Annotated in this window: 10 protein-coding genes; 8 read left to right on the top strand and 2 right to left on the bottom strand. The window is 59.6% G+C overall.

Annotated elements, in window-relative coordinates; all coding sequences use genetic code 11:
- Nucleotide 1 precedes the first annotated feature (1 nt).
- Nucleotides 2-3,349 (bottom strand): TonB-dependent receptor, encoded by a 3,348-nt coding sequence (locus MOP44_RS14350; RefSeq protein ID WP_260790642.1) that lies wholly within the window; start codon nt 3,347-3,349, stop codon nt 2-4.
- A 93-nt stretch (nt 3,350-3,442) separates the two neighbouring features.
- Here MOP44_RS14350 and MOP44_RS14345 point away from each other — a divergent pair, with 93 nt between their 5' ends.
- Together MOP44_RS14345 and MOP44_RS14340 are read left to right on the top strand one after the other, a co-directional pair.
- Entirely contained in the window at nt 3,443-3,961 is a 519-nt protein-coding gene (locus tag MOP44_RS14345; RefSeq protein WP_260790639.1) for a GNAT family N-acetyltransferase, read from the top strand.
- Nucleotides 3,962-4,098: 137 nt separating this feature from the next.
- Nucleotides 4,099-4,446 (top strand): helix-turn-helix domain-containing protein, encoded by a 348-nt coding sequence (locus tag MOP44_RS14340; RefSeq protein WP_260790637.1) that lies wholly within the window; start codon nt 4,099-4,101, stop codon nt 4,444-4,446.
- A gap of 70 nt (nt 4,447-4,516) precedes the next feature.
- Here the strand turns inward: MOP44_RS14340 and MOP44_RS14335 are convergent, their stop codons facing one another.
- The gene (locus MOP44_RS14335; protein ID WP_260790636.1) at nt 4,517-7,075 is read right to left on the bottom strand and encodes an ABC transporter permease; all 2,559 of its coding nucleotides are present in this window, start codon (nt 7,073-7,075) and stop codon (nt 4,517-4,519) included.
- A 593-nt stretch (nt 7,076-7,668) separates the two neighbouring features.
- Between MOP44_RS14335 and MOP44_RS14330 the strand changes: the two genes are divergently transcribed.
- From MOP44_RS14330 to MOP44_RS14305, 6 genes are all read left to right on the top strand, one after another.
- A complete protein-coding gene (locus tag MOP44_RS14330; RefSeq protein WP_260790635.1) occupies nt 7,669-8,472 on the top strand; it encodes a hypothetical protein in 804 nt (267 codons plus the stop codon).
- Between the two features lie 168 nt (nt 8,473-8,640).
- Entirely contained in the window at nt 8,641-10,287 is a 1,647-nt protein-coding gene (locus tag MOP44_RS14325) for a phage tail sheath family protein (protein ID WP_260790634.1), read from the top strand.
- Nucleotides 10,288-10,349: 62 nt separating this feature from the next.
- A complete protein-coding gene (locus MOP44_RS14320) occupies nt 10,350-10,859 on the top strand; it encodes a phage tail protein (RefSeq protein WP_260790633.1) in 510 nt (169 codons plus the stop codon).
- A gap of 2 nt (nt 10,860-10,861) precedes the next feature.
- A complete protein-coding gene (locus tag MOP44_RS14315) occupies nt 10,862-11,671 on the top strand; it encodes a hypothetical protein (RefSeq protein ID WP_260790632.1) in 810 nt (269 codons plus the stop codon).
- Nucleotides 11,672-12,408: 737 nt separating this feature from the next.
- Nucleotides 12,409-12,612, top strand: a complete 204-nt coding sequence (locus MOP44_RS14310) for a hypothetical protein (protein WP_260790631.1) — start codon at nt 12,409-12,411, stop codon at nt 12,610-12,612.
- A gap of 5 nt (nt 12,613-12,617) precedes the next feature.
- The gene (locus MOP44_RS14305) at nt 12,618-13,913 is read left to right on the top strand and encodes a DUF4255 domain-containing protein (protein ID WP_260790630.1); all 1,296 of its coding nucleotides are present in this window, start codon (nt 12,618-12,620) and stop codon (nt 13,911-13,913) included.
- Nucleotides 13,914-13,915: the final 2 nt, after the last annotated feature.

Here is a 13,915-nt window from a genome sequence, read left to right as displayed (position 1 = left end):
CTCAAAAGCGAAACCTTGCCATAAATTGAAACGACCGCATAGCACCTGTCGACGTCACTTGTCCGAAGGCGTTCGCCACATTCGAGTCATGGCTTGTTGCATAGGTAGTATCCACGCCCGTGTACTGAACGGTGTTGAACACGTTGTCCGCGGTCGCGCGGATCTCCATGCTGCGCGTATCGCCCAATTGCATGGTCTTTGAAAGCGACATGTTGTTCTGCACAATCCCCGGTCCTGGAATCAGATTCCGCGAAGCCGTCCCGAACGAATTGCCGTATGCATCCGGCACCGGCACCATAAATGCATCGGTATTAAACCAGCGGTGCAGCGTACCCCCACCCTGCATGAGCGAGGCACCGGGCATGCGATCGAGCCTTCCGGTTCCCGTAACCGCCCGGCCGACGTCCGACTGGCTGGCCTGCAGCGTCGGCGTAAGCGGCGTTCCCGTAGCGAACGTGTAACTCCCCGAAATCGAGAAGCCCTCGAGAATGTGCGACATCTTCCCCGTCGTGAAGTAGAACTTGTCTTTTCCGAACGGCAGTTCGTACAGATAAGTCCCGCTAACCTTGTGCCGCACATCGAAGCTCGAGTTACCCATGTCCGCTTCGATGTCCTGCCAGTTCTGCGCCACCACGCTGCCTGTTCCGCCCACAGAGCCCGCATCGTCAATCGAATGCGAGTACTGGTAATTTGCTCCCAGTGCAATTCCGCTCGAGAGCCGCTTGTTCACTCGCACCGTGCCCGCATTTAAATGCGAAGATGCGCCGTATTGCTCGAAATAGAATGGCACCTTGTCTGGATTCGTCAGCGGGCTCTGAGGCGTCGCCCACGGCGCGATCTTCACGTCGAGATTGGAACCCTTCGACCCGCTGTAGCCAACGTTCAACACCACTCCCCATGGCAGCGTCTTCTGCACATCCACATTCCACACCTGCACATAGGGCAGCCGGTAATGCGGATCCACTGAGTAGTTCCCGATCGCGTTTGCGCCGCGAAAGCCATTCGCAAGCGTGTAGCAGGCAACATGCGCATCCGGGCACGAAACCGCCGCGCTGTTCGTCTGCTGATTGGCAAACGGAGGCTGATATGCCATCGACTGCGCAAACGTCGAATACTGGGTGACCGTATAGTTCATCCCATAGCCGCCACGCACCACCATCTGCTTCAGCTTGGGCACGTGCCACGCCAAGCCAAGCCGCGGCGCCATCGCCAGACCGTACGGATGCACCAGAGAATCCGGAAGCTGACCGTAGTTCGCACTCGCTCCACCGGCCTGCACCTGGCCGACCATCGTAAATGCTCCTGCCGGATTCGTATCCACCATCGATAGATGGTTGTATTTCTCCGTATACGGCGAGAAGTACTCATACCTGAGTCCATAGAGCAGAGTCACACCCGGCTTAACCCGCCAGTCATCCTGCGCATATAAGTCGAAGACGTTGTCTCGCAGATAGCTCTTGCTCTCCGCCGCGGCAATCGAAGTCTGCTGCGCCTCGCCGAGCAAAAAGTCTCCCAGGGCAGACCCGGTGTAGTACCCCGTGAAATAGAAGGTTCCAGTCGCATTGCTCCCGCCCAGAAAGTCGCGATGCACTCTCCGGTAATCCCCGCCAAAGCGGAAGTTATGCTTCGCATAAATCCAGGCCAGCGTCTCCGACACCGAAATTGTCTGCTGAATCGAAAAAGTTGGCTGCACCTGGTCGATCCCCGAAAAACTCGACATGGTAACCGACGGCAAGCCCCAGTTGAGAGGGCTTGCATTGAGCGGCCCGCCGTCCGGCCCCAGAACGCCAACCTGCGTCGCAATATCCGTGGTATTTGTGAAAAAGTTCTTTACCTTCGCATCGGTGCGATTCCAGCTTGCATTGAAGATGCTCGTCAGCTTTCCTTTGCCCAGCGTGTAACCCGCCTGAAATGAATTTGAGTCCGACGCCGTCTTCCCCCCGAGAATCGGCTCGATATTCACATCATCGCTGGCCGAGTGCGCCCAGTTGTAATTGAAGTTGATACTCTGCCGCAGCCCTTGTGTCTGGGTCCGTCCGCCGCGGCCGCCACCCCCGCCACGGCCGCCAAACCCGAAGGGCGTGGCGTTCGCACCGATCCCGCGCATGTACCGTACGCCCACCTGATTCGTATTCGATTGCTGCGTCGTAAGCAGATGATAGTTCTGCGTATCACCCGGCAAGTTCGGCAGCGGAATGTAGTTGAGGAGCGCTTCTGCTTCCTTCACCGGCGTGATCGGCCCGCTCAAACCCGGAATGTTTCCGGCGCGCTCCGCCTCCGTCGGCACTGTCGCGTACTGATCCATGGGGCTCGAATTCCGCGACCCCGATACGTTCAGGAACACGGTGTCCTTCCCGCTGGGTTTCGTCAGGCCCGGAATGTACGGCGCCCCCATGAAGGTAAGCCCGAACCGGTTCGTTCCCGACGCCGGCTGCTCCTGCTGCTGCCCGCGCAGGCTGAATGGCTCGGCATTCAGCGCCGAATTCGATCCCATCCAGAAGATTGCTCCGTGTGGTTGCCCCGGCTTGAAGTTCCTGAAGTTGCCGCGTCCCCCGCCAAATCCTCCAGGGCCGCCGAACCCGCCAGGACCGCCGCCCATCATGATCGGACCGCCACCAGAGACTCCACTGAACAGCCCGCCACCCTGCACGCCATCCCCGCCGAACTGCGATCGCATCGTCTCCATCGTGTCGCGCAGCCGGTCCATGTCGACGCCGGCCACCGGGCTCACCTGCCCCGCCTGCCCGCTCACCGCCACTGACTCACCCGCGAAATCCGAATTCCCCGCAATCAAAGGCAGCGCCGCGCCAGCCGCGCCTCCCGTCCCGGCCGTCGCCGCATCTCCCGCCCCGGTCATCGCGTTCATCAGGTTCAACGCCTGAGGCCCGTTTGCTGCCATCTGACGGATCGCCTGCGCCGCCTGATCGCCTTGCGCAGCCTCCTGCTGTTGTTGGGCCGCCGCCCGAGATGCCAGCATCAGATCCAGCTTCACCTCGGCGTCGTGACTCTGCGCATTCAGCAGCGCTTCGCCTGCGCCCTGCGCAAATCCCGCAAATTCCGTTCGGACTACATACCGCCCGTTCACTGGTATCGCCATCGACCACGCGCCGGTCACATCCGATAGGGTCGAATAGCGCTTCCCGGTCAATGTGTTCTGCGCTGTCACGGTCACGCCCGGCAGCGGCACACTCCCGCTCTTCACCACACCGTGCAACTTTCCGCTGGCAACTGCGGGGGCCGCCTCTCTCGTGGGGCCGACGGTCGGGGGCGGGCCAGTAACCTGCGCCCCGGCGGCCGCCACCGCAAGGCACAACACCGCCACCATCGCCCGTCCAGCCGCCCGCCTCATCCAGTCTCCCTGGTCCTAACCCGTACTCAAACAGACGGACGCGCCTCGGCCAAGGTTTACCCGCGGCACTCTCAACTGTCTTAAACTTCGTAAATGGCGCCGGCCCAACCCAATTTCATCGACCTCACACCCGCCAGTAACCCAGACGTTATCGCCTCCGCTCGCGCACTCCTCCTCGACTACGGCCGATTTGTCGTCAGCAACCCCGCTGCTGCCCGCTTCTGTCTCGCCTCGCTTGAAGAGGAAGCTGCGAATCTACCCGGCAGCTATAGCGATATCGGCGGCGGCTCGCTTCTCGCGCTCATGAATGACCTACCCTCCGGTTTTGTCGCTTGGCGGCCCGCCCCCGGGCTTCTCGCTGATCATTCCTGGGAACTCAAGCGCCTCTGGATCGTCCCGCAAACCCGCGGCTCCGGCCTGGGCCGCGCTCTCACCCAAGCCGTCCTCGATCGCGCGCAAACCGCTGAACGCAATGCCGTTTACCTCGACACCTTACCAAGCGCCATGCCCGCCGCCCACCGCCTCTATCTCGATATGGGCTTCACTCCCTGCGCCGCCTATAACGACAACCCGATTCCCGATCTCGCTTATCTTGTAAAACACCTCGTTTGATAGCTCTCAACCTGTTACTACTTCACAGTTTCATCAATATTTTCCTTGCATTCGCCCGGTTTGCATGTTAACTATTGTGTCAACATTTCACATCCCGGCCAGTCCGCATCGCGGCCGTAATCAGGAAGATCCCCCATATGAAAATCGGCACAACGATCCGCGCCCACCGCCTGCAGCGTGGCCTCTCGCAGGGCGATATCGAAAAGAAGACGGGTTTGCTGCGTTGCTATCTATCTCGAGTCGAAAACGGCCACACCGTTCCATCGCTCGACACGCTATCCAAGATCGCCGTCGCCCTGGATTTGCCCATCTCGCAATTCTTCGCCGAAGACTCCCTCGGCCAACATATGAATAAACAGAAGCTCTCGGATGACGAGCTCAAGTTCCTTTCACAGATCCGCCGCTACTCGTCGAATCTCAACGACAGCGACCGCAAACTGCTGCTGGCCATGGTCCGCAAGTTCGCCACGACAGCTACGCGCTAGGGATTTACTCACGTCGATCTGCGATCCAAGGCTTGCCCAGGCCAGTTCTATTTCTGTATCTCCGAGCAGTTCATTCAATGCGCAAGGCGCGCACTGGGTCGATGGAGGCCGCCCGCCGCGCCGGGATGATGCCGGCAATAGCAGCCGCCAGTATCAATACTCCTATGGCAACCGCCATGACCGGCACATTCACGCTGGTGATCTCATAAAGCTGCGATTTCACATAGCGCACGCAAAAGACCGCTACAGGAATGCCAATGATGAGGCCGGCTACGGTCTGCAGCATTGCAGCGCGCATCACCATCCTGATGACACGGCCGCGAGCCGCCCCCAGAGCCATGCGGATGCCGATCTCCGGTGTGCGGCGCACCACGGTATAGGCGGTTACGCCGTAGAGGCCTATTCCAGCGAGCAGCAAGGCGAGAACGCCGAAAAGCGAGGTCAGACGAGCAATGAGCCGTTCTTCGATGAAGCGGTCGTCAATTTGCTGTTTGAAAGTCTGAAACTTCACGATCGTGAGGTTGGGATTGATACTGCCCAGTGTGTCGGACACGACCTTTTCAAAGCCATCAATGGGGTGCGCCGTCTGGATGACGATTGCTCCGGCGTACATCGACAGGTCTTTGTCGATAGAGTTGTCTGGGTCAGCGTCGTTGGCGAGTCCAGCCCGCTGCGTGAGCGGCAGGAAATACATGGCATGGTCCTTCCAGTAAACGCTGGTGTATGTGGTGTCTTCTACCACCCCGACAATCTCGTGCGCCCCATCCTGCGGGGTTTTGGAAACTCCGGAAAAGCCGAAATGATGCCCGATAGGATTTCTGTTGTCGAAAAACTGCTTGACGAATTCCTTATTGACTACGGCGACTGACGGAGCTTTCAGAGTGTCCTGCGCCGTGAAGCCACGCCCCATGACTATGTGAGTGCCAACGGAATCGAAATACTCCGGCGTGCCTTTCACCCACGACGCACCCTTATTCCTGTCCGGCTCTCCCTGGACCTTCACGCCAGACGACCAATTGTTCTCCTCCATCGGCGTGTAGGTTGAAAGTCCAACTTTGACAACGCCTGGGATGCCATGGAAACGGTCGACGATTGTCTGATAAAGGGGCTCGACCTCAGTGTTTTTGTAACCCGCCGCCTGCGGATTGATGTGAGCAATGTAACGGTTGGTGGTATCGAGCTTCATGTCCACGTTTTGGGCTTTGTTGAGGCTCTGCGCAAAAAGACCCGCCGCCACGAGCAGCACGAGGGAAAGGGCGGCCTGGAGAACAACGAGCGACCGCTGCAAAAAAGACGCTCCATGTGCTGTGGTACGGGCATTGGAGCGCAGGGCTTCAGCAGGCTGCGTACGGGCGGCCATCAAGGCTGGCGCAAGTCCAAAAAGGATTCCCGTGACCAGCGAAAGTGCGAAGGCGAATCCGATGACCATCGGCGAAGGCGAGGCAGCGACGGGCATGTTGTGCTGATCGGGAAAGGCAAGCGCCAGCAGCGCGTGGGCTCCGAGGTAAGAAACTGCAAGGCCGAGCAGACCGCCGATTCCGGAGAGCAGAACGCTCTCCGTCAAAAGCTGGCGCACAATGCGACGGCGCTGGGCACCCAGCGCTGAACGGACGGAGAGTTCCGCGCGGCGACTCATCCCCCGGACCAGAAGCAGATTGGCAATATTGGCGCAGGCGACCAGGAGAACAAGCGCCGCAATCCACTGCAACAGCTTGAGGTGGTCCTTGTAACCATCCTGCATGTTCTGAATGCCCCCGCCGCCTGGGCTTAGCACCACGTGGGTGAGGGGGAGCACCTTCTTTGCGCGCTGATCGCTGAAGGTCTTGAGCGGCGCATAGGCCTGTTTAAGCAACTCGCTTGCTTTGGACTGAAGGGCGGGCACAGAGGTTCCCGGCTTGATGCGGCCGATGATGTAGGCCCACTGCGAGTCTGGATCGTTGAAGTATGGAGCGCCGATGACCGTGTCCATCGTATTCATGGGCAGGAAGTACTTGGGCGGATTGGTATCGATGCGGTCGCCGTAGAACCCCTTCGGAGCCACGCCGATAATCGTCGCGGCCTTGGTATTGATGTAGAACGCGCCGCCGATCACACCCGGGTCGCCGCCATAGTCCTGCATCCATGCGTCATAACTCATCACAGCGGTAATGGGCGCACCCTTCTGGTCGTCGGCATCCACAAAGAGCCGACCCGCAGCCGGTGATAGGCCGAAGACGCGGAAGTAGTTGCCTGAGACGAAAGTTCCGGTGAAGGATTTTGCGACGGTCTGCGGTCCCGAGCGGCGGACGGTGATGGGCCGCCAGGCGTACCCGGACTCCATCGCTGCTAATTCCTCGAACTCCGGCAGGCTCCTTTTGAACATGTAGTAGGTGTCTGTGGCAAAAAGGGAGTAGTCCCCGTTGTCGTTCCAGCCGCCATTGACGCAGCAGTCGTCTTTGTCGCCTATCCGGATCAGGGTCTTGGGATCTGTTACGGGCAGGTTGTGTAGCAGGATGGCGTTCACCAGCGTGAACACGGCCGAGTTGGCCCCAATGCCGATCGCAAGCGTGAGCAGCACCGTGGCGGTAAATGCAGGCGTCTTGCGCAATTGCCGGAATGCATATGCAACATCCTGAAACAGAACCGTCATTTCCAACCTCCACACGTCGGCTTGCAGATAGTGAGAGCATGTCTCGGACCAAAGGAGGTTCTCGCCGCGAACTTGAAATCAAGGACTTAGCAGGCGTGGACGGTAGGGTTGGCGTTCACAATCGAGATTAAGTGTTCAAAGGCGGACGCTCCGCGGCAGGCACATCACCCTAATGACCCGACTCTACATCGGCCCGGCGGTATTCTCGGCATGGGATCGGCGATCAATCTCTTTTGGAGGCCACGGACGGTGTCACGAAACTGGGATGAACACCACAGTCTTTCGTATGTTCCTGGTCGGGGACTCGCCATTCAATGCGAGCCTGAAATTTGACCTCGGAATATTCTTCTATGTTTTCGAAAGGCGTTTGTGCTATAAAACGTCGCGGCAGCAAACCACACTTTCGCGGCTCACTCAGACGGGCGTCGAAGCACCCGGTGCAATGAGACCGCAGCGTCCCACGGTTTTCCTTCTTCTGTTGTCTCTGGCTGTTCCTTCTTCCTCGGTACTGCTTAGTTCCAGGCTGTTCCCTTTATTGAGAGCGCGAGCTGTCGTGTTCCCGCACGGCGGTTTCCAAACAGGGAGTGGATCGTATGGCCTACTATTCGATCGCGGGCACAGGCCCGGTATCTTTTGTAGACGTCAACCAGAACCAGCTGGAAATCCCCCTGAACCAGATCTTCGTCACTCCCAACGGAGTGGACGCATCATCGTGGCCTCACTTCGGCGCCAATGCAACACTAGTTCCCGCGCTGCTGGCCAAGCTGGTATTGCAGGGCGCGGTCTCCGCGTCGACAACGCCTGCCACTCCGCCTTCGCTGACCGCAACCGCGGCGCATGCTGGCACCGGGGGGAACTCGATCACCATCTCTTTCTCGAGCCCATCACCAGCGGCCGGAACTGTGACGATCACGGTTGCCGCGAAAGAAGTGTATAAAGACATGACGCCGGCCCTCATCGGCACGACACTGGGCACCAGCGCTGGTGCTGCGGAAGGCCTCGTTTATGTATCGGATCCGGGTACCGGCGAGATGCCGGGGACGTTTTCAGGCGCGATCAGCGCAGGCCCGGACTTCAATCTTGCCGTACCGGAAGCGGCCGATTCTTCCAAGACTGCGTTTACCCTGGCTGCCACAAGCCAGGACCCTGCGGCCGATGCGCAACTGATCAAGCTCGACATCGTGCCGGATGCAGGAGCCCCACCGACAACCTTTACGCTGACCGTCAGTTGGACAAAGACTCAAACGGACGTCAAATTGTCGTCGCTTTCGGCGACCAATCCATTCGCTTATCTGGTCACTTTCAGCGGACAAAGCGGACCACTTCCCGCGGCAGGTTCAATAACGCTGAAGGGCGGGGCGGCTGGCCATACGGCTTCAGCAAGCCTCTTGTCCTGAGTACCCACTTTCTTTGTAGGCCGGTTGCGCTTTTCCGCACTCCATTGCGGATCCGATTTGGTTTCCGGGCCCTTGGCATCGACCTGTCGGGCATGGCCCGCGGCTGATCAGTCCCTTGTCCGCTTCAGGACTTGGGAAGGCATTTGACTTCACCAGCGAGGTTTGCGCATGTCCACTGCTTACTCGTACCCGGGCATCTACATCCAGGAGATGCCGCTCAGTACCCAAACCATTTCGCCGGCGCCCACGTCGATCACTGCCTTTGTGGGCTACACCCATCCCTACAAGACGAAGGCCCCTTTCAACACCGCCGTGCAGTTGTTCAGTTTCAGCGACTACGAAGCGAACTTTGGCGGCCTCTATTCAAGCGGTCTGTATGACGCCAACGTGGCACGCGCGGTCTATGCGTTCTTCCTGAACGGTGGGAACAACGCCTATGTCGTGGGACTGCAGCCCTCGGCTCAGGGAACTGGCGGGCCGATAACGTGGGGCAGCGATACGGGAGACCTTTGCCCGGTGGCGACCCTGGTGCCGGATTCGAGCGCTCCCACAATCGGAATTGAACTTCACGCGTTGGAGCCAACCGATCAGGTGACGATGACGGCCAAGGTGTCAAACCTGCGCACCACGGCCGCCGCACCCACCGTCTACACCCTGTTCGATCTCGTGATTACCTATGGGACGCGCGTTGAAGTCTACCGCGGGCTCGATATCTCGATTGCACAGGGGGCACCAAAGAGCATCGACGCTGTGATCAACGGAGTTTCAAACCTTGTCACAGTGCAACCGATGAGCGGCACATCATACGGCACCGCGTTCCCATACACATCGCCGGCACTCCCGGTTCCGCCAGGGCCGGCGAGCTTTACGCTCGTCCAGCTTGGTTCTGCTCCCGCCGGACTGCCCGCGGGATTCAGCGGAAGCTTCGCGGCGGCCGATTTCCTGCCCGTCTTTGAGTCGAACTCGTCGCTGGACAACGTAGAGATCTTCAACTTGCTGCTTGTTCCGGGCGTGGCCGACAACACTGTGCTGAGCGCTGCGCTATCGTTCGCAGAGCGCAAGCGCGCGTTCACCATCGTGGACCCGCCCGCACAGGCGACGGCATTCCAAATCCCAGGTAGCCCGCTACCCAGCATTGCCTCGATGATGGGCGGAGTACCTCTGAGCCAGAACGGCGCGCTCTACTTCCCTTACCTGAAGAGCACGGATCCAGTGAGCGGAAGCCCTATGGAAGTCGCGCCGAGCGGATACGTAGCAGGCATCTATGCCGCGACCGACGCCTCCCGCGGAGTGTGGAAAGCACCTGCGGGCATTGGCACTTCCCTGCTGGGAACAACCGGCCCCGTGGCGAGCGGCGTGATGAACGACATGCAGCAGGGCGTGTTGAATCTGGACTCTATCAACTGCTTGCGCAGCTTTACCGGCACCGGAACCGTGGTGTACGGCGCGCGCACCCTGGTCGCCGACGACATGGCCTTCGCGCAGTCGAAGTATGTGCCCGTGCGGCGCATGACGCTGTTCATTGAGCAATCACTGATCGGCAGCCTGAAGTGGGTGGTGTTCGAGCCGAACGATCAGCCTCTCTGGCTGGCCATCAAAGCGTCGATCGAGGCATTCTTGCTGGCGCTCTTCAATCAGCAGGCGCTGCAGGGCTCCACACCGAGCGAGGCCTTCCAGGTGAAGTGCGACTCCACCACAACAACCCCCGCAGATCAGCAACTGGGCATCGTCAATATCGTGGTCGGCGTAGCGCTTCTCAAGCCGGCTGAATTCGTGGTGATCACCATTTCGCAGCTAGCCGGGCAGACATCCTGACGCCCGGCAGTCTGCGAGTGAGACAGCATTGAACTCAAGTTCAGCCAAGGAGAGCAAGCTTTATGGGTAAACCGTTTACCGTGAATGTGAATCGTTTCGATCCGTACAAGAGCTACCGCTTTTTGGTGTACTTCGGGCAATCGACCTCTCCGGTCGCGGTGGTCAGCAAAGTGGGATCGCTGAAGCGGTCCTCTGATGTGGTCGAGTACAAATCCGGTGGCGATCCGATCATCCGTAAAGGCCTGGGTCGCACCAAGTATGAAGCCATCACTCTGGAGCGCGGCCTGACGCAGGACCAGGACTTCGTCGCCTGGGCCAACGCCTCGCAGGTCCTCGACAAAGGCTCCCCGAGCCAGTCGCTGGCCAATCTCCGCAAGGAGGTCCGCATCGACCTTCTCAATGAGGAAGGCCAGCCGGTGTGGCGGTTCTTCGTGCATCGCTGCTGGGTGTCGGAGTATCAGGCGCTCCCTGACCTCGATGCCGGATCAAACGCAATCGCAATTGAGCACATCAAGCTCGAAAACGAGGGATGGGAACAGGACACCTCGCTGACTGAACCTCAGGAGAAGTAGTCATGAAGCTGCCGGTGAGCGAGCTGGAGCTGCGCTTTCAGGCACCCGACGGTAATGACGACCTGGCGATTCTCGAGGCCTCAGGTGACCTGTTGGAGCGTGCTCTTGTGGCGTTGTCGCGGCTGGCATTGGTGAAAGAGTCCGAGAATGCCGCGGCAGCGCCGTTTCAGCGCCGCACGCCGGAATACTGGGCGACTCTAACCGTCACTGACTTCGAAACTGCCCTCCTGGGATTGAGGCGATTTCTTTTTGGCGACAAGGTGGCGTGCGTATTTCGCGACCGATCGCACGCGTGCGGAGTGCGCATGGAACTGGAGTTCTCCATCTCGGCGTTTCTCGATGAGGCGCGTCCTCGCTCGCCGCGCAGAGTACGCCCGGCTGACGACGCGCGCTGGCATGTTCTGCCTGGAGACAACGGACAGGATGTGCGTTTTCGGCTGCCGACCGTGGAGGACCAGTTCCTCGCAATGACAAGCGCGGATGGAGCGTCCCTGCTGGCGAAACGATGCATCGATGCGGCGAACACGCGTGACCGAAGACGAGCGGAGCGAGTGATGGAAGAGATGGCGCCTGCTGTATCGCGTCCGCTGGCGGGAAACTGCCCAGAGTGCGGCGAATCGCTGACGATGATGCTGCATGTTCCTCGGCTGGTGATCGACCAATTGGAAAATCAGGCCGCGAGCATCCATGAAGAAACGGACGCAATCGCGGCCACTTATCACTGGGATGAGGCCTCCATCCTCGCCATGCCGCAGCGGCGCAGGCGAGCCTACGCAGATACAATTCGCCGCCGGGAACAGGTGGCCGTATGAAGAGCAAGAGTGGCGACCACAGTTATTTCCAACAGCTCGCGCAACCGGTCCCAATCGGCGCGACCGTGCTGACGGCTCGTCCTGTCTCTTCGGCAGACACTAACGAGATTGCACCGCAAGTGCCAATCATTGAAGACAGATTCAACTTCCCGGACAACAAGTTGACGCCTCTCGCGCGAGATTCTGAGCAAGCTCCAGCGAACCGAATGCGCTCAGCTATCGAATCGCCAGTTGATCCTGCAGGAGGACACGAGAGCGCCGATTCTTTTGCGGGTGAGTCGCAACGCAACGTCACACACCAATTGAATTCGCCCCGCCCGAGCGCAGAACCGGGAAAAGCCATTCAGCCTGCTCAGCATCTCGAGGCTCGATCCGTCTCTGCAAGTCCACAGATGCACTCTGCACATAAAGAGCGCGCGTCCGAACAGCCGATGCGTGCGCAGCGTCACAAAGTTGTTGCAGATAGCAGAGAGCCTGAGACTCCGCGCATCACTCAATCACTGCGGAACGAACTCCCGCCTGTTGAAAGGCAAACCGCTCAACAAATCCATGCGCCTTCTCCGCGTGAGTCCGTTCAGGAGCCCATCGCGACTTCGAAGCCTACAAAGGATGCGCTACCGTCATCACAGCTCGCTCACCAGGAGGAGGTCACAAACCGCAAAGATATCCAACAAGCGAGCGAGGTTGCTGCGCCCCCTCAAGTGCAGGCCGCGAAACAAAAGACAGAGAAGCCCGAGGTGCGGTCGACTGAGGGCCCGCGGGTGCACATCGGCACTGTTGAGATACGCGCAGTATTGCCGCAGCCCGTCGTCCCGCAGCCCGTGGCGATGACTCAGAATGTGGCGCAGAACAACGCAGTGGCACAGGCACGAGGACGTTCCGGCGCAGCAGAACCGCTGGCTCGCGGGCTCGACTGGAGCTACGGATTGGTTCAGGGATAACGGCGATGGCGTGGAGCGTCCAGGATCTCGCGCAGGTCACTCACTTGCTCATCTCGCAGCTCACTGCTGCGATCAAAGCCTCGCCGCGTTATGTACAAAATCACTTTCCGTTCGAAGTATCCGGACTGATGCCGGCCGTTTCGCGCACTGACGGCACAAACGTTTTGAGTCTCTACCTCCTGCACGTGGGCCGCGACCCATATTGGAGAAATACGCCCGTCCAGGGGCAGCGCGCGCAGTTGAATACCTCGCAGCCATTGAGTCTCAACTTGTCGTATCTGCTCACCAGCTATTCAGAAAAGAACTGGCATATGGAGCAGTACCTGATGAGTGTGGCGCTGGCCTACTTCCACGCGAACCCGATCTACAAGAGCGCGACGGCGGAGTTCTCCGTAACCGTGGAGGCTGACTCAATCGAAGAGATGAGCCGCCTGTGGCAGGCAATCACCGTGCCTATCCGCCTCTCGGCCATGTTCCGGGTCGCCATCGTCTTCCTCGCTCCCGATCTGCCTCCGGTCGAGGACATGCGCACGCCCGTCGAGGTTTCGCTGAGCGTGAGCCCCGACCTCAACTTCATCTCGCCTACTCCAGAACCGGAACCGCACTTGTTCGAGTTAAGTCGACAGGTCGCGTACCGCGTGGCGCCCATTGCAGCCCATCCTTCGCAGGTCGTCTCTCTCGCCGGGCAGCCCGGAGCGGCGGCAGGTGAGAGCGTCCGACTGCTCGGCAGCGGCTTGGATCAGGCTGATGCAGGTACGGTGTATCTGAGTCCATCTGGCGGCGGCGCAGAGTGGCCGCTACCAGCATCGTGGCGCGTCTTCGGAGCAGCAGCCTCCGGGACTGCAGGCAACGCCGATGAGGTTGTAGTGCAGCTGCCGACGACGTATGGAGCAACCCCGGCGTCCGGCACAACGCTCACCAATACACCGCCTCCGGGTGCTTACCAGATCACGGTGGGCCATACCGGCGCAGGCTTCCGCAGCAATCCGCTGCCGATCTCAATCGCTCCGCAGGTGCTCGGAATTGGGCCGGGAGAGACGGAACTCAAACCGGATCCTTCGCATGTCTACTCATTCTCGGCCAGCGGACTCGTCGCCGGACACACATCAGTGCTCATCGATCAAACTGCGCTCACGATAGGCGGAGCGGTAGCTCCCGGCGTAGCCACTGTGAACGCAGGAACGGGGGCAATCGCATTTGAACTTCCCGCAGCGGGTCTGACGTCAGGATCCTACATGCCCGTCCGCGTAATCGTGAACAACATCGAGGCCCCACCCGGGTGGTGGGTAAAGGTGCCATAACC

The organism is Occallatibacter riparius (assembly GCF_025264625.1).
Classification (GTDB): domain Bacteria; phylum Acidobacteriota; class Terriglobia; order Terriglobales; family Acidobacteriaceae; genus Telmatobacter; species Telmatobacter riparius.
Note: the sequence above shows the minus strand (reverse complement) of the source record. Positions and strands in the feature narration are given on the sequence as shown.

Coding starts and splice junctions, on each gene's coding strand:
- MOP44_RS14350 (WP_260790642.1), bottom strand. CDS start 3,349: ATGAGGCGGGCGGCTGGACGGGCGATGGTGGCGGTGTTGTGCCTTGCG.
- MOP44_RS14345 (WP_260790639.1), top strand. CDS start 3,443: ATGGCGCCGGCCCAACCCAATTTCATCGACCTCACACCCGCCAGTAAC.
- MOP44_RS14340 (WP_260790637.1), top strand. CDS start 4,099: ATGAAAATCGGCACAACGATCCGCGCCCACCGCCTGCAGCGTGGCCTC.
- MOP44_RS14335 (WP_260790636.1), bottom strand. CDS start 7,075: ATGACGGTTCTGTTTCAGGATGTTGCATATGCATTCCGGCAATTGCGC.
- MOP44_RS14330 (WP_260790635.1), top strand. CDS start 7,669: ATGGCCTACTATTCGATCGCGGGCACAGGCCCGGTATCTTTTGTAGAC.
- MOP44_RS14325 (WP_260790634.1), top strand. CDS start 8,641: ATGTCCACTGCTTACTCGTACCCGGGCATCTACATCCAGGAGATGCCG.
- MOP44_RS14320 (WP_260790633.1), top strand. CDS start 10,350: ATGGGTAAACCGTTTACCGTGAATGTGAATCGTTTCGATCCGTACAAG.
- MOP44_RS14315 (WP_260790632.1), top strand. CDS start 10,862: ATGAAGCTGCCGGTGAGCGAGCTGGAGCTGCGCTTTCAGGCACCCGAC.
- MOP44_RS14305 (WP_260790630.1), top strand. CDS start 12,618: ATGGCGTGGAGCGTCCAGGATCTCGCGCAGGTCACTCACTTGCTCATC.